Source organism: Paenibacillus sp. cl130 (genome assembly GCF_900116035.1).
Lineage (GTDB): Bacteria > Bacillota > Bacilli > Paenibacillales > Paenibacillaceae > Paenibacillus > Paenibacillus polymyxa_B.
Genome location: NZ_FOYG01000009.1, coordinates 166593 through 187781, shown reverse-complemented (window position 1 = coordinate 187781; position 21189 = coordinate 166593). Strand labels below are relative to the sequence as shown.

General features: G+C 43.3%; 17 protein-coding genes. 12 read left to right on the top strand and 5 right to left on the bottom strand.

Annotated elements, in window-relative coordinates:
* Positions 1 to 64 precede the first annotated feature (64 nt).
* Both BM358_RS22110 and BM358_RS22105 read left to right on the top strand, forming a co-directional pair.
* Positions 65 to 463 (top strand): DoxX family protein, encoded by a 399-nt coding sequence (locus BM358_RS22110; RefSeq protein ID WP_028541880.1) that lies wholly within the window; start codon positions 65 to 67, stop codon positions 461 to 463.
* Positions 464 to 537: 74 nt separating this feature from the next.
* Positions 538 to 1488 (top strand): ring-cleaving dioxygenase, encoded by a 951-nt coding sequence (locus tag BM358_RS22105; protein WP_028541881.1) that lies wholly within the window; start codon positions 538 to 540, stop codon positions 1486 to 1488.
* A 238-nt stretch (positions 1489 to 1726) separates the two neighbouring features.
* Here the strand turns inward: BM358_RS22105 and BM358_RS22100 are convergent, their stop codons facing one another.
* A complete protein-coding gene (locus BM358_RS22100) occupies positions 1727 to 2074 on the bottom strand; it encodes a winged helix-turn-helix transcriptional regulator (RefSeq protein WP_028541882.1) in 348 nt (115 codons plus the stop codon).
* 175 nt (positions 2075 to 2249) lie between these two features.
* Between BM358_RS22100 and BM358_RS22095 the strand changes: the two genes are divergently transcribed.
* The gene (locus tag BM358_RS22095; protein ID WP_049828444.1) at positions 2250 to 2897 is read left to right on the top strand and encodes an NAD(P)H-dependent oxidoreductase; all 648 of its coding nucleotides are present in this window, start codon (positions 2250 to 2252) and stop codon (positions 2895 to 2897) included.
* A 295-nt stretch (positions 2898 to 3192) separates the two neighbouring features.
* Here the strand turns inward: BM358_RS22095 and BM358_RS22090 are convergent, their stop codons facing one another.
* Complete coding sequence (locus BM358_RS22090) at positions 3193 to 3666, bottom strand: tautomerase family protein (RefSeq protein WP_023986499.1); 474 nt, start codon at positions 3664 to 3666, stop codon at positions 3193 to 3195.
* A gap of 284 nt (positions 3667 to 3950) precedes the next feature.
* Here BM358_RS22090 and BM358_RS22085 point away from each other — a divergent pair, with 284 nt between their 5' ends.
* On the top strand, positions 3951 to 4508 hold the full coding sequence (locus BM358_RS22085; RefSeq protein WP_023986500.1) for a PadR family transcriptional regulator: 558 nt from the start codon (positions 3951 to 3953) through the stop codon (positions 4506 to 4508).
* Positions 4509 to 4730: 222 nt separating this feature from the next.
* On the opposite strand, the gene BM358_RS22080 is transcribed toward BM358_RS22085, so the two are convergent.
* The gene (locus BM358_RS22080) at positions 4731 to 5882 is read right to left on the bottom strand and encodes a glycosyltransferase family 2 protein (protein ID WP_028541883.1); all 1152 of its coding nucleotides are present in this window, start codon (positions 5880 to 5882) and stop codon (positions 4731 to 4733) included.
* Between the two features lie 352 nt (positions 5883 to 6234).
* Here BM358_RS22080 and BM358_RS22075 point away from each other — a divergent pair, with 352 nt between their 5' ends.
* From BM358_RS22075 to BM358_RS22040, 8 genes are all read left to right on the top strand, one after another.
* On the top strand, positions 6235 to 6957 hold the full coding sequence (locus BM358_RS22075; protein WP_023986502.1) for a GntR family transcriptional regulator: 723 nt from the start codon (positions 6235 to 6237) through the stop codon (positions 6955 to 6957).
* A 294-nt stretch (positions 6958 to 7251) separates the two neighbouring features.
* On the top strand, positions 7252 to 9636 hold the full coding sequence (locus BM358_RS22070; protein WP_028541884.1) for a phosphoketolase family protein: 2385 nt from the start codon (positions 7252 to 7254) through the stop codon (positions 9634 to 9636).
* Between the two features lie 275 nt (positions 9637 to 9911).
* Positions 9912 to 10754, top strand: coding sequence for an aldo/keto reductase (locus tag BM358_RS22065; protein ID WP_023986504.1), 843 nt, complete (start codon positions 9912 to 9914; stop codon positions 10752 to 10754).
* A gap of 183 nt (positions 10755 to 10937) precedes the next feature.
* Positions 10938 to 11597 (top strand): PspA/IM30 family protein, encoded by a 660-nt coding sequence (locus BM358_RS22060; protein WP_028541885.1) that lies wholly within the window; start codon positions 10938 to 10940, stop codon positions 11595 to 11597.
* A 26-nt stretch (positions 11598 to 11623) separates the two neighbouring features.
* The gene (locus BM358_RS22055) at positions 11624 to 12658 is read left to right on the top strand and encodes a TFIIB-type zinc ribbon-containing protein (RefSeq protein WP_023986506.1); all 1035 of its coding nucleotides are present in this window, start codon (positions 11624 to 11626) and stop codon (positions 12656 to 12658) included.
* Positions 12655 to 13449, top strand: coding sequence for a TPM domain-containing protein (locus BM358_RS22050; protein ID WP_028541886.1), 795 nt, complete (start codon positions 12655 to 12657; stop codon positions 13447 to 13449). The genes BM358_RS22055 and BM358_RS22050 overlap by 4 nt, the downstream gene beginning before the upstream one ends.
* A 140-nt stretch (positions 13450 to 13589) precedes the next feature.
* Positions 13590 to 14582 (top strand): SPFH domain-containing protein, encoded by a 993-nt coding sequence (locus BM358_RS22045; RefSeq protein WP_028541887.1) that lies wholly within the window; start codon positions 13590 to 13592, stop codon positions 14580 to 14582.
* 258 nt (positions 14583 to 14840) lie between these two features.
* Positions 14841 to 18590 (top strand): alpha-L-arabinofuranosidase C-terminal domain-containing protein, encoded by a 3750-nt coding sequence (locus tag BM358_RS22040; RefSeq protein WP_028541888.1) that lies wholly within the window; start codon positions 14841 to 14843, stop codon positions 18588 to 18590.
* A 102-nt stretch (positions 18591 to 18692) separates the two neighbouring features.
* Here BM358_RS22040 and BM358_RS22035 read toward each other — a convergent pair whose 3' ends face one another.
* Positions 18693 to 20090 carry a phytase gene (locus BM358_RS22035; protein WP_028541889.1) on the bottom strand — a complete coding sequence of 466 codons (1398 nt, stop codon included), beginning with the start codon at positions 20088 to 20090 and terminating at the stop codon, positions 18693 to 18695.
* Between the two features lie 110 nt (positions 20091 to 20200).
* The gene (locus BM358_RS22030; RefSeq protein WP_023986520.1) at positions 20201 to 21076 is read right to left on the bottom strand and encodes a helix-turn-helix transcriptional regulator; all 876 of its coding nucleotides are present in this window, start codon (positions 21074 to 21076) and stop codon (positions 20201 to 20203) included.
* Positions 21077 to 21189 lie beyond the last annotated feature (113 nt).

Below are 21189 nucleotides of genomic sequence, written 5' to 3'. Positions count from 1 at the left end.
TAATTTTATCTAATATCTCTAATTTAATAATCTTTAAGTAAATATAATATGGAGGGTGATTTTTATGTTGGCAAGTGGATTGTTACTGATACGTTTGGTGGTTGGATTGTTATTGGTGGGGCACGGAGCTCAGAAGCTTTTTGGTTGGTTTGGTGGCTATGGTCCAAAGGGTACGGGCGGTTGGATGGAATCGATTGGCATTAAGCCCGGAGTGTTCATGGCAGTGTCTGCTGGGTTGATGGAATTGTTGGGAGGAGCTCTATTTGCTTTAGGACTGCTCACTCCACTGGCTGCATTGTTGATTACGGTGACTATGCTCGGAGCGATTTTCAAAGTACATGGCCCAAACGGGATCTGGGCAACGGCTAACGGCTATGAATATCCACTAGTTCTTATTGCAGTCGTAATTGGTATTGCGTTGACAGGAGCAGGTTCATATTCTATCGATGCATTACTTAGATAAAACATGATATTTAGGTCATTAAAAGCCATCAACAACAAAAAATAAAGGTTCCTACGATTAAAGGAGGGTTTCATATGTCACTGCAAACTACAGGTATCCATCATATTACAGCTTTTGCCGGTAATCCGCAGGAAAATGTCGACTTCTATGCCGGCGTCCTGGGACTTCGGTTAGTGAAGAAAACAATCAACTTCGATGCTCCTGAGGTTTACCACTTGTACTTTGGTAACGAGGCAGGAGGTCCTGGAACGATCATTACATTTTTCCCTGCACCAGGAACTCCCAAAGGGCGAATCGGAGGTGGCCAGGTGGGCATAACCTCGTATGTGGTCCCACCAGGTTCACTTGATTTTTGGCGGCATCGTTTAGAAAGCTTTGATATTCAAGTTACGAAAACGAGCCGTTTTTCTGAACAATATCTTCAATTCGAGGATAATGAGGGCTTACGACTTGAGCTTGTTGAACGTGAAGCGGGAGCGAATAGTACTTGGTCTTACGGTGGCATTTCGGCTGATAAAGCAATTAAGGGGTTTGGAGGTGCTGTGCTATTTAGCGTCAATCCACAGAGAACGATGGATGCATTGGAGAGCATACTCGGATTTACGAAAATCGCTGAAGACGCCGAATATGCCCGTTATCAGTCCGTAGGAGAAATCGGCAACATCGTAGATGTTCCGCTCGCCAAAATGGGTCTAGGCTTTGGTGGAGCAGGCACGGTACATCACATTGCATGGCGTGCAAAAGATTTCGAACAACATGAAGAATGGAGAAGCGCAGTCCAGCATTATGGCTATCAGCCGACTCCAATCATAGACCGCCAATATTTTAATGCGATATATTTCAGAGAAGCGGGCGGCATACTATTTGAAATTGCTACAGATCCACCGGGATTTGCTAATAATGAACCTGCTGAATCTTTGGGGCAGAAATTAATGCTGCCAGAGTGGTATGAACCGCAGCGGGCTCAAATTGAGGCGAATCTGCATCCTATTGAAGTGAGAACATTAACTGGAAAACAACAGTAAACGAAACGGCAGCTGTTTTGCCTCCAGAGGAAAAGGTGAAGCCACGTTGATGGGAACTGCCAGGTTTAGAAAAACGGTACATGACTGAATATAAACATGACAAGATGAATATCAACAGGATTAAACCCACTTTGACAAAATTGGTCATAGTGGGTTTTCATTATGCACTTGGTATGGACTTATAACATAGGGATGAAAGTCTGATCACGCTAGGCAGGAAGGGATGTATATTTAATCGCTATTTTTCAACGAATCTAATTTTCGAGTGCTCCAGATGAACCTCCCCCCAATCATACATACTGCGCAATATGGGGACGAAATTTGCTCCGTGAGCTGTTAGCGAGTATTCAACCCGGGGAGGGATTTCTCTGAATATTTCGCGATGCACAAACCCGTCTTCTTCTAATTCTCTTAGCTGCTTGGTTAACATCGCTTGTGTGATATCAGGAAAGGCGCGTTTAATTTCACCGAATCTTCGGGTACCACGGGACAGAAACCATAAAATCACTATTTTCCATTTGCCGCCAATGATTTTCTGAACCTTTGTTAAGGGGCAATCTGTAAAATAATTCAGATTTTCACTCATTTGTGCCATCTCCTTATCGTTTGTATTCCAGAAAGTCCTATGAAATCAATTAGTATGATTTTTGATAGTATATACTATAAATATGCCTACTTGTTGTTTCGATACCATTGGCTTAACATTACATTAGCATTAAAGCTTTGACAAGCCATCTGAAAATATTCTGGGGGCGAAGAAGATGAACATTAATATTTTATACGGTCACCCTTATGCTAAGAGCTTTAACAAAGCGATTTTGGAGCAAGTGATCGCTCATTTAAACGTACGAGGGGCGAATGTTAAGGTAAAAGATTTAATTCAAATGTCATTTAATCCGATGGTAGGCTTAAAGGATTTAGAGGCTAAGGTCACTAACGCATTGCCAGAGGAGATAGTAAAAGAACAGGAGGATTTATTGTGGGCAGATGCCTTGATTATTATTTCACCGGTATGGTGGGGCGGATTTCCCGCTGTTATTAAAGGATATATAGATAGAGTGTTCACAACAGGACTCATACGCTCTTCTGATGGTGTATATGGGCTTGAGGGCAAGAGAGCCTACTCGATTTTTACAACAGGATCTTCAGAAGATTATATTCGCATATCACGTCAGAAAGATATGCTCTACGCGGCTAACGATAATTTGTTTGGGTTCGCCAAGTTTTCGGATGCCGAGATTAAGCTTCTTTACTCGGTGCCGCGTGTAACCTTGGAGGAACGAAAAGCAATGCTGCTGGATGTCAATCGATTTGTCGATCGTATTTTTGATATGAGACCGGGAGAGGGAGGCAGTACGAGGGATAGCCTTTCTCTTCAAGCTTTGGAGCATGATTTGGCTAGCCATTAAGATTACGTAAACTGCAGGATGTTTCTTTGGAAAAATGAAGAACACCCTTATGGGTGTTCTTTCGTTTGGACATATGGACATATTACACTGTGCTAAGTTATAAGCTTGTTACTGCTAAAGATATAACCTTTTGGATGGTTCTCCTACTGGATACCGCAGAAGGTTTAAGACGTCAGTTGCCGGTTTGTAAATTGCCTTAGCCACCACGTCAGGAGATTTCCCGGTGTTTCCCGTATCCTCTAGCCGACAAGATATGAATGTTCCTCCAATCTTTAGAAATGCCAAATTCCACGCATTACCGTGTAATATTTTGCTTGATAGCCTTAATTTTCTCCTCAGTAAAGACTCCTGAATCCAGCAGGTCTAGAATGGAGAGCACGCTGCCGCGAGAACCCCAGCTGCCTTCTTCAATGACCTGAAAGGATACCCACCAAGTTGGGGATGGTTCCGGTACACCAAGTACTTTAGTCAAACTGCCAAGAATATTCTCAAGCACTTTTTTGCGAACGTCGTTAGGCCAGTCACCATCCATCACCAGAACATTGACAGTAATTACATCACGTTCTGGCTGATCCGACAGCAATTGCCCACCAATTGCCATGTAATCTATTGGACGTTCGTTGAAATGGACCTGAAACCCTTCTCTTGCTGGCGGACAATATTGACCTACCTCTGGAACGAGAACTGCATCCGTCAAACCTTCTGCCAAAAGACGGCGCTGTTCAAGCGTTATGCGGCCTGCGGGATAATTTACACTGATCATGGTCATGGTCTGATATCTCCTTATTAAGATTTAACCAAGCGATGTCTTGGAATTCTTTATGATATCTGTATCCAAGGCTTCAGCTTGGCAAGCTCATTGGTATTTTGTTGATATCGTTAATATAAAACGATGATAAACCCCTGTCAACACTAATTATTATAATAATATATATTTAAATAATATATAGAGAGATGTGAAGCTAGTTTAAATGGGCTATAATTATGTCTAGTCTAATGAAAGCATGACATACTACGGAGATTTGCTAGAGGTAACAGGAGGCACAATATATAATGGCGAGACAGTCAGGAAAAACCAATACAATGTTTGCGGTATTAGGCATTCTGAGTCTGGGTCCTCATACCGGTTATGATATAAAGCAACATATGGAGCAAAGCACTAGTTACTTTTGGAATGAGAACTATGGTCAGATCTATCCCAGCCTGGCAGAGCTACTGGATCGAAAAGATATTGCAGTCGAGGTTATTCGACAGAAAGGAAAGCCTGACAAGAAACTCTACAGCATTACCGATCAGGGAAGGCAGACGTTGTCAGACTGGCTTTCTCAGCCCATGGAGCATGTGGTGATGCTTAAAAAAAATGAGCTGCTGTTGAGGGTGTTTTTTGGCGGGAATTCTTCGCCTGAAACGATTATAAAGCACATACAGGAGTATAAAGAAAAGCTAGTGGAAAGCTTGCATATTTTTGAAGAACTTGAACGTTGGCTTATCAACGTAGAGCATAAAGACCATAATCACAAATATTGGATGATCACAATGAGCTATGGTAAAAGTCAGTTTAGCAGTTTAATTAGCTGGTGCGATGATAGCATTAAAATATTGAGTTCTTAGCAGTTGGTAAAATTCATATGTAATGAATAATCAGAAAGCATGCTGGACTATCAGAGGAATAGTAAACTAGTAACGACAATTCTTGTCGTTATCTCCGGACATGGCGACTCCTCCTTCATAAAGCTGCTTGCCAAGTTGGGCTCGCACCTTTATGGAGGAGTTTTTTTATCCCGTAAGGAGGATGCAATACACACGATTTTGTACGCTGTAAATGAGTAACTATTATTCCACCAGCTTTTCAGACTTCACCAGCATTTCTCGTAACACGTGAGCGACTCGACTTTTCCGGTTCTCTGCTTTCTTTTTTATCAAGTGTAATGATTTTTTGTATGCATGAGTATGGCTTTGATCGTAGAACTGTTTGGCTGCAATGCGTAATGTTCTTCTTAATAACAGTGCTGATGAGCGTGTTAACCTAGAGCGGAATCCCCTGCGCAATACCCGCAACGTATTTTTGTAGGTCTCAAAATCCTCGGATGGAGGGATAAGGGCAAATAAATTTAACGAGGAGTCATTGAATCCGTAGGCTTCATACATGATTCTCAGATTTTCTGTATTTAAAACGTTACCTCTGAGATAGGTTGGATGTTCCTGATGATATCCGACCACCTCTTTGATGCAATAAAAAGGGATCTTCAAGCGATGCAGTCTATAGCCAAGGTCCCAGTCTTCGAGTCCATACAGCACAAACCGTTCATTAAAACCTCCAATACGAATCAAGTGACTGCGTCTGATGGCTACACAACGAGTAACCAGCAGCATCCAGGGGGCGACATCCGTTGTGGCAAATTGTTTCTGCGTATTGGGGGGGACTCTTGTGGGACTAACTACTTTAGACAGTGCACCCGTTTGGTGAAGGATATCTTCAGGGGTTATGATTGGAGTAATTTCGTTCGCTGCTTCATAGTCAGCATTCCATAAGTTGGACTGCGTAAGTATGTTGCGACATTGTTCTTTTTCTTCAGGAGAAAAGTCAGGGTAATAATGGGTAAAAGCATCGTCCCATGAGTGAGGAATGCCTGAGAGCACAGACTTGGGATATTTACGGTGATAACGGCTCACGATCCTAATGAATTCCGGTAATACTACAAAGTCAGCGTCGCAGAAGATGATGTATAGCCCTTTTGCACGGCGCAGTCCCAAATTTCGAACGGCAGATCGACCGCGTTGTTCCTGATGTGACACATAGATAAGAGGATAGGATGCTTTGAAGCCTTCGACCATTTCTTTCGTTCCGTCTGTAGAACCGTCATCAGCTACAATGACTTCGAATAGTTGCTTTGGATAGGTTTGTGTCTCAAATGAAGCGAGTGTGAGCAACAATTGCTGGGCTCGATTATAGGTTGGAATGATGACGCTGTAGCGGATAGCCAATATGATCTCCCCCCCACCATTCTTATTAGAAAACGTTTGAACAAGATGAATAATAACAATGTATTCAAGGATTTTAGCCTGGTCTAGTCAAACATCCCTCAAGGTTCGAAACAGGCTTGGTCTTATTACTGATGCTAAGGTGGGGGTTCTGTATTTTCTGCTGTTTTGCAGGTACGTTCAGTGGTGTTATATATGTGTAATCATGGTATTATGCATAGAGATGTAAAGTAAAAGCGACGGCGCTTCCTATCCGCTGAAAGCCCGCTCAGCAAACAGAAACAAACATGAGATGAAATGGGCAAGTTATGGTAAACTATATAGAGTTATAGAAGACCTGAAAGAGGAGTACTTTATGACACAATTTGTCTATAAGCAAATTATTGACGATCTCAAGATGAAAATTTTTGCGGGAAAGTTTGCGGATATGAGATTGCCAGATGAACGTAGTCTTAGTGAGACTTACCAGGTTAGTCGTAGTTCAATTAAACGTGCTCTGACTAAAATGGAGAATGTCGGAATTATTTTCAAAAAACAAGGTTCCGGGACATTTATTAATCCATTATACATAAGAAATGAATCTATCTTTAACTACGAAGGCTCTAATCTAGGGGTCACTGATAATTTTCAAATGCATGGTAAAAAGCCTAAGATCAAAGTATTGAGTTTTGAGGTCATTCCGCCAACAGAAGAATTACAGCGCGATTTGTTCTTGGAGACTCATGATTTTGTTTACAAAATTGTCCGCTTACGTCTGTTTGATGATGATCCATTTATGATTGAAACGGGCTATATCCCCATTAAAATTGTCCAGAATTTAAATCAGACAATTATTGAGGGGTCCATTTTTAATTATTTGGAAGACTCCCGGAACTTGGCCGTCACCAAATCTTTTTTATCCATTTTTGCAGAACCGTCTCAAGAGAATGATCAAAAGCTGCTACATTTAAATGAAAATGAGCCTGTAGGTATTATGGAAGGTGTGTTCTTTTTAGATAACGGTACGCCATTTGAGTTTTCTCATATGCGATTTCATTACAAATATTTGAAATTTAATACTTTTGTATCGGTTCACTAATGATAAGACTGGAGAATTCTCCGGTCTTTTTTTTATGGTTTTGAAAAAAGGATTGAAGCCTGCAATTACCTCGTTTATTACAAATTTTATTGGTTTATACTTCTATATATTTTAATGTAAGAGCTTTTTTACTGTCTTTTTAATTTATATTTCATAGTATGTTCAAAATTTCACAAAATTGGACCGTATCACTTGTGAAAAAGGTTGAATTAAATTGGCATAGCGTTATGATGGACATGTAGATGAAATTTCCGGAAATAAATTACAAACAAAACTACTTAGGGAGTGGACACAATGTCATTATCACCCGTGTTAGCAGATTATTCATCTAAAACATATTTGGAAAAACTTGATGCATATTGGCGTGCAACGAACTACATTTCGGTAGGTCAGCTTTATTTAAAAGATAATCCTTTGTTGAGAGAGCCTTTAAAAGATTCAGATGTGAAAGTTAAGCCTATTGGACACTGGGGCACAATTCCGGGTCAAAACTTTATTTATGCACATCTAAATCGTGTTATTAATAAATATGATTTGAGCATGCTTTACATTGAAGGTCCTGGTCACGGCGGCCAGGTTATGGTTTCAAATTCTTATCTGGATGGAAGTTACACTGAAATCTATCCGCAAATTACGCAAGATATCCCAGGTATGAAGAAATTGTTCAAACAATTCTCTTTCCCTGGCGGTATTGCTTCACATGCTGCTCCTGAAACACCTGGATCTATCCATGAAGGTGGAGAATTAGGTTACTCCCTTTCTCATGGTGTAGGTGCCATTCTGGATAATCCTGATCTGATTTCGGCTGTTGTTATTGGTGATGGCGAAGCTGAAACGGGCCCATTAGCCGCTTCGTGGTTCTCTAACAGATTTATCAACCCCATCACGGATGGTGCAGTGCTGCCAATCTTGCACTTGAATGGCTTTAAGATTAGTAACCCAACGATTATGTCTCGTCAATCGAAAGAAGAATTGACCTCATACTTTAAAGGTTTGGGTTGGGAGCCGTTCTTTGTTGAAGGTGAAAATCCGGATCACATGCATCCAGAAATGGCGAAAGTATTGGATACAGCCATCGAGAAGATTGAAGCTATTCAGAAGAATGCGCGTGAAAATAATGACCTTACTCGTCCGGCGTGGCCGATGATTGTATTCCGTTCACCTAAAGGCTGGACAGGTCCGAAGGAATGGGACAACGTGCCGAATGAAAATTCATTCCGTGCCCATCAGGTTCCAATTCCGGTTGATCAAAAAAATATGCAACACGCACCTGCTTTGTTAGAATGGCTGAATAGCTATAGACCAGAGGAATTGTTCGACGAAAACGGTCGTTTAAACTCTGAGCTTGCTGAAATCCTGCCTACAGGCGATAAACGTATGGGAATGAACCCTGCTGCGAATGCGGGTAACCTCATTAAAGACTTGAAATTACCGGATTTCCGTAACTATGCGCTGGATAATTCCGTACCTGGTAAAGTGATTGCGCAAGATATGTCGGTTTTAGGGAAATACGTTAAAGATGTGGTTCTTTTAAATGAAGAAAATCGTAATTTCAGAATCTTCGGACCGGATGAAACGATGTCTAACCGCTTGGCTCCTGTTTTTGAAGTAACCAAACGCCAATGGATGGACCAAATTATTGAACCTAATGATGAATTCTTATCATCCTATGGCCGCGTAATTGATTCTCAATTATCCGAACACCAAGCTGAAGGATTGCTGGAAGGTTATGTATTAACAGGTCGTCATGGTTTCTTTGCAAGTTACGAAGCCTTCCTGCGTGTGGTTGACTCGATGATCACCCAACACTTTAAGTGGCTGCGTAAAGCAACGGATCAAGGATGGCGTGCAGATATCCCATCATTGAATGTCGTAGCAACCTCAACAGTGTTCCAACAGGATCATAATGGGTATACACACCAAGATCCAGGTTTGTTAGGTCATTTGGCTGATAAAAAACCAGAATTTATTCGGGAGTATCTGCCAGCGGATGCCAATTCATTGTTGGCTGTTTTCGACACCATTTTAAATGACCGTCAAAAGATCAATTTGATTGTTTCGTCTAAACACCCACGTCCACAATGGTTTAGTGCTGATGAAGCGAAAGAATTGGTGGACAAAGGGTTGAAGATTATTGATTGGGCAAGTACAGATCAAGGTGGGGAACCTGACCTTGTCATTGCTTCTGCTGGTACAGAGCCAACTATTGAAAGTTTAGCTGCGATTTCCATTTTGCATGAAAAACTGCCTGACTTGAAGATTCGGTACATCAACGTGGTAGATTTGCTGAAACTGAGAAGTCAAAAACTAGACCCGCGTGGATTATCCGACGCCGAGTTTGATCATTTTTTCACAAAAGACAAGCCAGTTGTTTTCGCTTTCCATGGTTACGAAGGTCTGATCAAAGATCTGTTCTTTGATCGTCACAACCATAACTTGCATGTACATGGTTACCGTGAGAATGGCGATATTACGACACCATTTGATATGCGCGTATTGAATCAGATGGATCGCTTCGATCTAGTGAAGGAAGCTGTTCTAAGCTTACCTGACGCTGAGAAGTACACCAACATTGTGGATGAAATGGATGCTACGGTTAAGAAACATCATCAATTCATTCGCGAAGAGGGTATTGATTTACCAGACGTAGAGAACTGGGTATGGAAAGGCTTGAAATAAAAACACAGACACTTCAACTTTGTGTTGGACAACCAAGCCATCAAGCATGAAGTGGAATATATGATTTGGTAGTGGTACAAGTGCCTGACCCCTTGACTTCAAGTATGATTTCAATGGGGATCAGGCGCTTTTTGATTTAGCACACAGAGAACTTGGTAGAGAATTTACAAGCTAGTGGGTATATACATATATAGGGAACGAAATGAATTTCTATATTTTGCCTGAGGATTAAAGAGGTGTTATGGTATATGAGAATAGTAAAGGAGGCTGTTAATATGAACCATCAAATTCCGGAGAAGGTATTGAATGATGGCACTAAAGTGCCCGTCATTGGATTTGGGACTGTTGGATTTAAGGGTGCAGATGGAGTACAGGCGATTACCGGCGCAGTTGATGCAGGTTACCGTCTGATCGACACAGCGTTCAACTATGAAAATGAGGGGGCTGTCGGGAAAGCGGTCCGGCAGAGCTCTGTGCCCAGAGAAGAATTGTTGATTTGCTCCAAACTACCGGGTCGCCGACATGCTTACCAAGAAGCCATTGTAACGATCGAAGAGTCATTATATAGAGGAGGTCTGGACTATTATGATCTTTATCTGATCCATTGGCCGAATCCCCAAATTGATCGATATGTTGAAGCCTGGCAGGCGTTGATTGAGGCGAAGAAAAGGGGCTATATTCGTTCCATCGGGGTCTGCAATTTTCTGCCCGAGCATAATGAACGTTTAATTCGGGAAACAGGTGTCGCCCCGAGCATCAATCAAGTTGAATTGCATCCATTGTTTAATCAGGAGCACCAGCGTGCAAAAGATGCTGAACAGGGCATCGTGACCGAATCGTGGAGCCCCTTGGGGCGTGGTCACAGCATACTGGAGAATGAAAAGATTGGGGAAATTGCTGCTGCTCATGGTAAAACGACTACACAAGCGATTTTACGTTGGCATATCCAACTTGGAGCGATCCCGATCCCTAAGGCCTCTTCTTTAAAACACCAAACGGAGAATCTGGATATTTTTGATTTTGAGTTGTCTCCAGAGGAAATGAACGTGATTTCGGCATTTAGCAGTGAGGATGGGCGGATATGGGGTCAGGACCCCAAGTCCTATGAAGAACTATAATCAGGAACAATAAATAGAAGGGTTCAAAAATCTGTCGCGGGTTTTTGGACCCTTTGCTTTTATAATAAAACGAACACACATCCGAAAGTGATCAGTGGGCCAGTATATAGAGCTATGATGAACATTTTTTACCGGATTTGATGTATGATATGGTGGAATGTAGTCCTTTCGAAGGAGGTCATCATGGGAATTTTGTCGAGGTTTAGGGATATTATGAAAATGAATGTTAACGCCTTAGTGGATAAGGTGGGAGACCCGGAGAGAACCATTGACGATTATATGCGGAATTTAAACAGTGATCTAGGCAAGGTGAAAGCGGAGACGGCCTCAGTGTTGGCTGATGAGAGAAGGGCAAAAAGAGCACTGGATGAATGCAAAGCCGAAATCAAAAAGCTCCAGCATTATGCCAGTAAGTCTGTGGAAGCTGGTAATGAAGAGGAAGCTCGAAAGTTTCTGGAGAGAAAAGGTTTGCAGGCGGAGAAATTGGAACAATTACAAACGTCCTATGATTTAGCTTCGACAAACGCCGTAAATATGAAACAAATGCAGGAGAAGTTGGTGTCCGATATGGGACAACTAGAAGCGCGGCGCGCTGAACTTAAAGGGAAGATGGCGATTGCCAAAGCACAGCAAACCTTGAACTCTATGGGCAGCAAGAATTCTGCTTTCGAAGTTATGGAAGAACAGGTGAACAGAGCGTATGATGAAGCGATGGCTATAGCCGAGCTTCGGGCAGGAACGAAGGACGACCTGGATGTTTTATTTGCACAATACGAGAAGAGTACGAATGCAGAGGATGAACTGGCTGCGATCAAAGAAAAAATCAACCATAAGGAATCATAACAGTATCTACATGAAGAGGTGAGCAGATGCCGGTTATCGAATACAAATGCCCAAACTGCGGCAGCGGCATGGTCTTTGACGGTGAGACAGGGATGTTATCCTGTCATAGTTGCGGAAGAGAGGACAATATCGAATCTATTCCTGATCCTCTGATAAATCGTATTTTTTCAGAAGATGAGGCCCATGAGTATCATTGTAATAACTGCGGAGCAGTGATTATGACCGAAGTGGAGACGAGTGCAACGGTGTGCAGCTTTTGTGGTTCTGCCGTGGTTCTCGGGGATCGACTGACTGGGAAGCTGGCTCCAGCGCAGGTTATTCCTTTTTCAATCAGTAAGGAAGAAGCCATAGCTGCTTTCAAAAAATGGTGCAAGAATGGCCGTCTGACGCCGAACCGGTTCATGATAGCAGACCGAATCAAGGGAATAACCGGGATGTATGTGCCCTTCTGGTTATATGAATTACATAATAAAATTGAGGTTCAAGGTGAAGGTACCCAAGTGAGAACCTATACGAGCGGAGACTACGAATATACGGAAACGAAGCATTTCGATGTATATCGGAAAATTCGTTTGAATTATGTAAAGGTTCCAATTGATGCTGCGGAGAAAATGAACGATGAGCTGATGGATAAATTGGAGCCTTTTCCATACGATCAGCTAAAACCCTTTAAAACGCCATATCTAGCGGGTTATATTGCGGAGAAGTATAGTTATAACGAAGAAGAGCTTTTCCCGCGAGTTAAAGAAAAAGTGAAGGAATATATTGATGCTTATATTCATTCTACGGTGTCAGAGTATACGGCCGTGAGTTATACGGAAAAGCAAATTGATACTACATTAAAACAAGCGGATTATGTCCTGCTCCCGGTGTGGGTCATACACTATGATTATAATCAATTGGAGCATACGTTTGCTATGAACGGACAGACGGGCAAGGTAGTCGGTAAGCCTCCGATTAGCAAGTTCAAAGTGACGGCTTGGTTTGCAGGCATTTTCGGCATTACTCTCTTTTCATTGAGGTTAATCACTTGGTTGATGATGGGAGGGGGATTTTATTGAAAAAGTATAGAGCGATTATAGCCGTTTTGTTGTTCTTTGCTGTTTTTCTGGCGCTTCCTATGGAAATGAAGGGCGAACCAGCAACGACAGAAATGAAGCCATTGATTTATGATGAAGCGGGTCTGCTCAATCAGGAAGAGTATGATGTGTTGAACGCTATGGCTAATCAATACGGAGCGGAAAGAGAAACGGACATTATTATTTATACTACTCTCAATCCCGACAATATGGATGTTATGAAAATGACGCAGGACTTTTATGATGACCATGGCCCTGGGTATGACAGATCTCATGGGAACGCGGTCATTTTAACGATGGATATGAGAAATAGAGAAGTGTACTTGGCCGGATTTTATAAGGCAGAACGGTATCTGGATGATGACAGGCTTACTAAAATACGCCATGAGATTAGCCCGGATCTGACGAACGGTAACTATGGGCTGGCATTTCAAAAGTATATTCTGAGTGCGCACAAATATTTGGCCATCCGTCCAGGGGTGAATCCAGACAGTATATTTTTTAAAGGCTGGCTTCATTTGGCGGTTGCGCTGGGATTGGCGGCGTTGATCGTGGGCAAGATGGTTTCCAATTCTGGCGGTCGGGTTACGGTAAATCGGCAGACCTACGAGGATGCGAACGCTTCAGGAGTTCTGGAACATCGAGATCAGTATCTTCACACAACGACAACGAAACGGAAGATTGAAAAGAGCAGCAGTAGCAGCAGCTCAGGCGGTGGTGGCGGAACGACCAGCGGCGGTCATTCGCATAGCGGCAGCAGAGGATCATTTTAACTGAGGATTTTGTAAAAATCCAATAAGCACTTTCAATGAACAATATATAGATCGAAATGGTCTAGTTCGTCTATATATTGCACTTTGGAGCGACTGGAATCGAATTTTGCAAAATCCTAAATTGAAAGGATGGATACAGTATGGGGTTCTTCAGAAATCAATTTGCAAATGTTGTAGAATGGGAAGAATTTAGAGATGATATGATTTTCTGGAAGTGGAGCAACCGTGAAATTAAAAAAGGCAGTAAATTAATCATCCGCTCCGGTCAAGATGCGATTTTTGTAACTAACGGCAAAATAGAGGGGATTTTCGAGAATGAAGGGTCGTATAACATGGACTCTGACATTATTCCATTTCTATCCACATTAAAAGGGTTTAAATTTGGTTTTAACAGTGGTATGAGGGTAGAGGTCTTATTCGTTAATACGAAGGAGTTTACGGTCAAATGGGGGACGCAGAATCCAGTGCTGATCCCGACCCCTCAGCTGCCAGGCGGTATGCCGATTCGTGCCAATGGCACATTTAATTTTAAAGTGAACGATTATGTTACGCTCATCGATAAGATTGCCGGAGTGAAGGACAGTTATCTCGTTGAGGATGTGAAAATTCGGATTACTTCGGTGTTGGATCAGTTATTGATGAAGTGGATTAGCAGAGAAGGAAAGGACATGTTCAATCTGCAGGCGAATGCTTCTGACATTTCAAAAGGTATTCAAGAAGATCTGGATATGCAAGTGATGGACAACGGTATGACGATTACTGGCTTTCATGTGATGAGCTTCAATTATCCTCAAGAAATCCAAGATATGATCACGAAGACAGCCTCTCATGAAATGATCGGTAATCTGCAAAAGTACCAACAAGTGACGATGACGGACGGGATTGCATCGGGTAATGTAAAAGGCGGCGGTGCTGCTTCGGATATGGCGAGTATGATGATGGGGATGAATATAGCAAATGAAATGATGAAAAATTTGAACCCGAACCCAAAGCCCTCGGCTGAGACTCAGCCTACACCTGCTGCCCCCGCTCCATCTGGAGACGGTAATAAGCCCAATTTTTGTCCGAATTGCGGTACAAAAAACGAAGGAGCTAACTTCTGTCCGAATTGTGGACAAAAATTGAACGGATAACATAGCTACGGTCAAACTTCTTTATTTCAGAAAAGTTCCGACTGGGTCAAGTAATCCTGTAAGCCAAAAGGCAGTTATCGCAGAGTATCTTCTGTGATGGCTGCTTTTTTATGTAGTTCGTTCAAGTATTTTCTTCATAAATCCGATTTATTGGATTGAAAAAGGTACTCAGGATAAGGTACTATAGCTATATAGTATGTATTTATATTAACTAATTAGTTATTACATTAATAAACTATGGGTATAGGAGCAACGAAGATGACCAAATTCCAAGATCAAATCATTGCGCGTTACAAGTTTGATGATGCAGAGAACGTCGGCAAAGATAGCTCAGGGCAAGGTAACGATGGGGTTGCTTCAGGCACAGTAACACCTACGATTTCCCATGCTACCGGTAGAGCAGCTTTGACGCTTGAGGGTGGCCCCAACGGTACATCGTATATCCAGCTTCCTTCCGATCTATTCAAAGATGTAAGCGATAACACCGGTGTGACGGTTACTGCTTGGGTCAACTTCGGCAGATTCACAGATATGTGGGAACGTGTCTTTGACTTTGGTAAAGCCCATACAGGACCCTATATGTTCATGACACGGAATCTGCGCGGAACCCTTTTCACCGAGGCGGATTTGTCCGTAGACCCGGGAAGAGGCTTTGTCAGGGATGAGTGGATGCACATAGCCCTGTCTGTGATCGGCACGGAAGGCGGCACATTAAGCAGTGCCGGTCCGGTGATATATGTCAATGGTGAAGTGGTAGCGGATGGTTCCATCAGCCAAACTTCCAGCGGTAACTATGCCAAGCTGCGTAAATGGTTCGAAACGTTTACAGACTCGTCCAACTACAGCAACAATTTTATCGGTCGCTCCCAGCATGCGGCGGATGTAGACTTTGCCGGCTCCGTTTCAGACTTTAGAATTTATAAAGCAGGCTTGTCGGCAGATGAAGTCATTGAGGTCATGTGCGATTCGTTGACAGATGAAGAGATCGTGAAGCTTGCTAGAGATAAATATTTGTCCTTTCCAACGACGATTGTGACCAAGGACTTATCTCTGCCAACCGTTCTGATGGGCGGTAGAGTAGAAGTGACCTGGAAATCCAGCCAACCTAGTATACTCTCTGACAATGGGCAGGTGCAGGCGATTACCTCCGCACAAGGGGTTACCGTCACAGCTTTATTAACGAAGGGCTTAAGCCAGATTGAAGAAAGCTTTGAAGTATCCGTTCTTCCTGAACAGCTGCCTCCGTACACGCTGACCATTCATGGAAATAAGGAAGTACTGGATGTCAGCGAAGTGATGTACGGCTTGTTCTATGAAGATATCAATAACGCGGCAGATGGCGGGATTTATGCAGAACTCGTTCAGAATCGCTCCTTTGAATCTTTCGAGTTTGATACGTATTCCCATGCTTCCGGTGAATGCGGCTGCTCTACAGGACGGAACCGCAACCCGTTGTTTGCCTGGTCTGGTGATACGGACAAGATGACTCCACAACATAGCGGTGGATTAAATGAGTTTTTAGGCGCAAAAGACAAAGAAGTGAACTCTTATTATGTGACGGTAGCGGATGGTGCAACGATTCGGAACAAGGGCTTTTCCGATTCTAACCAGAATTGTGCCATGTCCATCCAAGAGGGTGCCAAGTATGAGTTTACCATCTGGGCGAAGGCCGATTCAGCTGGCGCAATCACACTGCAACTGCAAGACTCGAATGAAAAGGCTATTAGTGATTCGGTTACGATACAGGTGGAAGGTGGCAACACGTGGAAGAAGTACGGCATCGATTCCAAACTTGTGCTGACAGGCTCAGCTACGGTTCTCGGGCAGCTGGCGCTTACATTTGAAGGGGACATTTCGGTTGATATGGTTTCTTTATTCCCACAAGATGTATGGGGCGCAGGAGAGGAAGCGCAATCCCCATCGGCACATGCTAACTTCCAGGGAAATCCTAACTACCGACTGAGAAAAGATTTGGTGAACGCACTGGTTGGCATGCATCCGAAGTTTTTGCGGTTTCCAGGTGGTTGTATTTCCGAGGGTTCGTTTATATGGGAAAACGTATACGATTGGAAGGAATCGATTGGGGATATCGAGCTGCGCAAGGAAAACTTTAATGTATGGGGCTATATGATGACCATGGGCCTTGGTTATATGGAGTATTTCCAGTTGGCAGAAGACCTGAATGCAGCTCCGCTTCCGGTTATGGCCTGTGGCGTTCTCTGCCAAGCCCGTTCCGATTACGCTCATCCGGCTGGAGGCGCATTAAGAGAATACTATATTAAGAACTTTACAGATCTGATCGACTTTGCGATCAGTGTGGATTTTGAACATAATGAATGGGCTGCTATGCGTAAAAAAATGGGCCATGAAGCTCCGTTCGATCTGCGTTATTTGGGTGTGGGTAACGAGAACTGGGGCACAGAATTCTTTGCCAACTTTGAAGTGTTCAAAACGTCGATTGATGAGTATATGGAGAAAAACTATCCGGGTTATGAGCTGCATATCATCTCCACGGTTGGCGCTCAAGCAGACGACGATGCATATCAACAGGGCTGGAAGTTCTTAAGCGGTAATATGACCGGTTCGGCTAAGGTTGCTTTTGCAGATGGTGACCAGGTGACGGAAGAAACGGTAACCTGGTATGAGAAGCAAAAGGACTATATGGATACCATTGCAGACGAGCACTACTATCGTTCTAACGAGTACCTGCTGAATAACGTGGACCGCTATAACTACTACTACAGAGCTTATAACGTGGACGGCAGTATAAATTGGAAAGCGACATCAAAGGTTTTTGTCGGAGAGTACGCCTCAACGGATAAAAATACATTAGCAGGCGCTGTAGCAGAGGCAGCGGTGATGACGGGCTTCGAAAATAATGCCGATGTCGTTCGGTTGGCTGCCTATGCACCGCTGTTTAACAAGGTGCTGACAGATGGAACCTACAGATGGACACCAGACTGCATCTGGTTCGATGACGAAACGGTGTGGTTTACGCCGAACTACTATGTACAGCAAATGTATGCTAAATATTTGGGGAATAAAGTATTGAGCACTTCTTTCTCTACTTACAAAAACGGCAAGCCAACGGATCTCATTCCTCAGGGTGGAATTGAAATCGCGACAGGCAACGCCGAAGTTATGATTAAGCGTGTGACTGTTACTTCCAACCAGGACGGCAGTGTTTTGCTGGATCAAGACTTTACCCAGGAATTGAATTCGGCCTGGCAGGTCATTCCCGGTTCCGTGGGCTCTACAGTGGAGGAAGGCAAGGGGCTTGTCCTCAAAGCTCAGGATAGCGGTTTGAATGGTCTGTACATCTTGAACGACAGCTGGAGCAATTACAAGGTAGAGGTGGTCGCTTCCCGTATTTCCGGCACGGACGGTTTTTATGTGGGTGCGGGTCTCACGGATATTTCTGCGGAGAAAAAGGACGTTGTCGAATACGCGATCGGTTATGGCGGCAAGGCTACCGGCGTGAAGGTTTACAAGCAAGGCATAGAAGGCTACACATTGGGTGACTACTCTTCCAGTACAGCGGCAGGTAACTTGAGAGCAGCTAGCTATGAAGAGTTGGCTGACAACACGGACTACACCATAACAGTGAACTACGGCGGTGAAACGGGCAGTAATCTGATTTGCTCATACACCGACGGCGAGACGACCAGCAAAGTGCTGGACTACAAGCTGGAGGCTTACAACAGAGACGTGTTCAACTCGGTAACCCAAGATGCTGAGCATGTATATGTGAAGCTGGTGAATGCCGACAACGTGGATAAGGTAACCCAGCTGAATCTACAAGATTTGAGTGTTGAGTCCATCGCTAAGCTGATTACACTAACCGGCGATTCCTCGCTTGTTCATGTACCTAACGTGAACAAGAAGAATGATGAGAAGGTAATGCCTACCGAACAACAGATTACGCTTCATACCGATTCTGTCCTCTTAGACTTACCGGCCAACTCGGTAAATGTGCTAGTGCTGGATCTTAAACCTTTTCCTGCTTAAAAGCAACAAGGGGTGTCCCAAGCAGCCGTTTTATGGCTTTTGGAACACCCCTTTTTTTCTATGAATAGAGTCGGAATGTTGAGTTGATTTCCCCGACGGGCATTACTGCGTGCTTCTGTTTACCAATTCACGCGGGTTGATGCCATCGTCTATCGTTAGCGGAGTAGGGGCTCCCGTAGCGATTCGCTCCCAAGGCACCATTTTAAAGTTCTGATTTAACTTTTTGCCGTTTTGAAGATTTTCGTCATCTTGTGCAACGAAGATACCATGAGGGAAATTATTGCCTAATCCGTAGCCAAGAACATCAATACCGTCTGTGACAGACGTACCGTCAACGGTAGGGCTCGCGCTGATCGTAAAGTTGCTTATATATGCATTGTCGCCTTGTCGTTCATAGATCGCATAGCTGCTGTTTCCTTGACTGGAGGCCATGAGATACCCCTTGCCATCTTTACCGTAATACAATGTAAGTCCTTCTATGTCATCGTGGAGTCTACGCCCATCTGCAATATCAACACGTCGCAGCGGCTCGGATGAACCGTCTGGCTCGGCACTATACTTCCAAATGGCGTAATCCTCTTCAGCGATGTAGATCGTACCATATTCATCATCAGCAACCATGCCCTCAGATTGCGTATCTAGCTTGAACTGGCGGACAAGCTTACCTGCAATTTTGCCACTTCCGTCATCAGTCAGCTCATATTGTTCAAATTCACCCTCTTTGCCCAACACGAGCGCGTAAAATTTATCTGTCTTGAGGCTATGGTATAAGCTGAATCCGTACACTTCTTTCATAGATGCTTTAATAGGTTTGCCAACCACGTTGGTCAGCTTTCCTGATGCACCGTCAATAGCAAAGATATCAATCGTGTTGTTGGTTCGATTGGTTGCCCCTGCGATATCAATTTTTTTGCCGCCCAATGTGAAACCGTAACGAAGGTCCACGTTATTCATTTTTCCGACCTTCATGTTTTGCAGTTGTTTGCCTTCCAGATCATAGACTAAAATCCCGCCGCCTTTATTGGTTGCTAAAATTCTACTTTTCTCTGGCTCGGCCGGGTTGAGCCAGATTGCAGGGTCGTCGGCTGCGTCTTCTCCATCCTCCACAGCTTCTGTTTCGGCAGAGGGGATTACTTTATAGGTGGGGACTGCATCCTTTGGATCTGCATATTTGCTGTTCTCTGCTTCAAGCGCTGTAAGAAGTTTTGTAGGAAGATATACATTTCCATTCATCATCTTAATTTCCCGGTCCGCTTTTCCGCTTAGTCCAGCTAGACGATATTGCTTCTCACCCACTGTAAAGGTCCCGACAATGCCATTTTTCAGTTTGACCAAAACAGAGTGGTCATCACTGTCCCATGTAATTGTCGCCCCCATTTTATCTGCCTGTGTTCGTAGTGATGCATACCCGGATGGCTGAATGTCTGCCGCATGGGTCAGTTCTGGTGATACCAGAACCCCCGTTAAAATGGCTAATAATGCGAGTTTAGTTGACTTCATATGTATGCCCCTTTTCTGAAGTGAAAATGATATAACCGACTCAGTATAAAGCGAGAATATCAAAAGGATACAATGAAAATGTAAAAGGAATGTAAAGGAGATGTAAGCATTCAATGGACTGGCTTCCAGTATTGTTGTCTGTAATTCTTTGGAGACATTCCGAACTTTTCTTTAAAGCATTTGGAGAAATAGCTTGCTTGGGAGAATCCTGTTTCCTCGGTAATTTGTTGGACAGACCAGTCAGTTTGCAGCAAAAGACTGCGTCCTTGATCCAGGCGATAATCCATTAAATACTCAAGTGGTGTGCGCTGGAAGGCGACCTTCATACATCTGGCGAGATAGTTCTGATGTACGTGAAAATGGGTCTCCAAATCTTTATTAGTGATTGTATTTTTGTAATTCTGTTTTAGGTATATTTCGATCTGTTCCGCCAACTTAGAGGAGCTGTCTTTATTATTCTGATCATACTCCAAACTCTGAAAAACATTCACAAACGTCTGTTGGGCCTCCCATAGTGCCAGCTTTCTAGGTTTTAAAGTAGAGGCTAGTAAATAGTCTAATTTCGAAAATAGCTCATGCGGATTCACCACTTTTTGAATTTTGGGCAAATGAATGGTCGTATGTTCTGAATGAAAATGCAGCTCGGGAATGGGGGTGCTGGGTATAATAGGATTGGGCGAGGATTGTGCGCACCACATGCTATTGGTTTGAAAATGGAACCAGTAAAAGGAGGTTTGTTCTGTACATGCCTCAATGGGAAAATGATGTTTATCCGGTTCAAGAATGAGAGCGTAATTTTCAGTTACCTTCCACACTTCGTCCTCTTCGCCAATGTGCAGCAATCCTTCTTTAATGATTATTACGTCAAAATAACCCAGATTATACCTATTCGGGTGCCAATCCCCTTTTTGATATGTAGTAAAATTCCCCTCAATGAAATAAGGCAGCGGAGGGACAAGGAATGATAGAAAGTCTGTTTTGCTCATGGAAGCCAGCTCCTTTGTGTGTGAAATCGTATAAGTTTTAGTTAAAGATCGCGATTTTTTTTATAAATTCAGGTTGATAAAATAAGGACGTAGCAAGGGGAGCTCAGGTTAGC

Bases quoted from the DNA above. Each gene is read 5' to 3' on its own strand.
- BM358_RS22035 (WP_028541889.1), bottom strand. From the start codon at position 20,090: ATGAAGTCAACTAAACTCGCATTATTAGCCATTTTAACGGGGGTTCTG.
- BM358_RS22045 (WP_028541887.1), top strand. From the start codon at position 13,590: ATGGGGTTCTTCAGAAATCAATTTGCAAATGTTGTAGAATGGGAAGAA.
- BM358_RS22070 (WP_028541884.1), top strand. From the start codon at position 7,252: ATGTCATTATCACCCGTGTTAGCAGATTATTCATCTAAAACATATTTG.
- BM358_RS22105 (WP_028541881.1), top strand. From the start codon at position 538: ATGTCACTGCAAACTACAGGTATCCATCATATTACAGCTTTTGCCGGT.
- BM358_RS22100 (WP_028541882.1), bottom strand. From the start codon at position 2,074: ATGAGTGAAAATCTGAATTATTTTACAGATTGCCCCTTAACAAAGGTT.
- BM358_RS22040 (WP_028541888.1), top strand. From the start codon at position 14,841: ATGACCAAATTCCAAGATCAAATCATTGCGCGTTACAAGTTTGATGAT.
- BM358_RS22085 (WP_023986500.1), top strand. From the start codon at position 3,951: ATGGCGAGACAGTCAGGAAAAACCAATACAATGTTTGCGGTATTAGGC.
- BM358_RS22030 (WP_023986520.1), bottom strand. From the start codon at position 21,076: ATGAGCAAAACAGACTTTCTATCATTCCTTGTCCCTCCGCTGCCTTAT.
- BM358_RS22090 (WP_023986499.1), bottom strand. From the start codon at position 3,666: ATGACCATGATCAGTGTAAATTATCCCGCAGGCCGCATAACGCTTGAA.
- BM358_RS22065 (WP_023986504.1), top strand. From the start codon at position 9,912: ATGAACCATCAAATTCCGGAGAAGGTATTGAATGATGGCACTAAAGTG.
- BM358_RS22095 (WP_049828444.1), top strand. From the start codon at position 2,250: ATGAACATTAATATTTTATACGGTCACCCTTATGCTAAGAGCTTTAAC.
- BM358_RS22055 (WP_023986506.1), top strand. From the start codon at position 11,624: ATGCCGGTTATCGAATACAAATGCCCAAACTGCGGCAGCGGCATGGTC.
- BM358_RS22060 (WP_028541885.1), top strand. From the start codon at position 10,938: ATGGGAATTTTGTCGAGGTTTAGGGATATTATGAAAATGAATGTTAAC.
- BM358_RS22110 (WP_028541880.1), top strand. From the start codon at position 65: ATGTTGGCAAGTGGATTGTTACTGATACGTTTGGTGGTTGGATTGTTA.
- BM358_RS22075 (WP_023986502.1), top strand. From the start codon at position 6,235: ATGACACAATTTGTCTATAAGCAAATTATTGACGATCTCAAGATGAAA.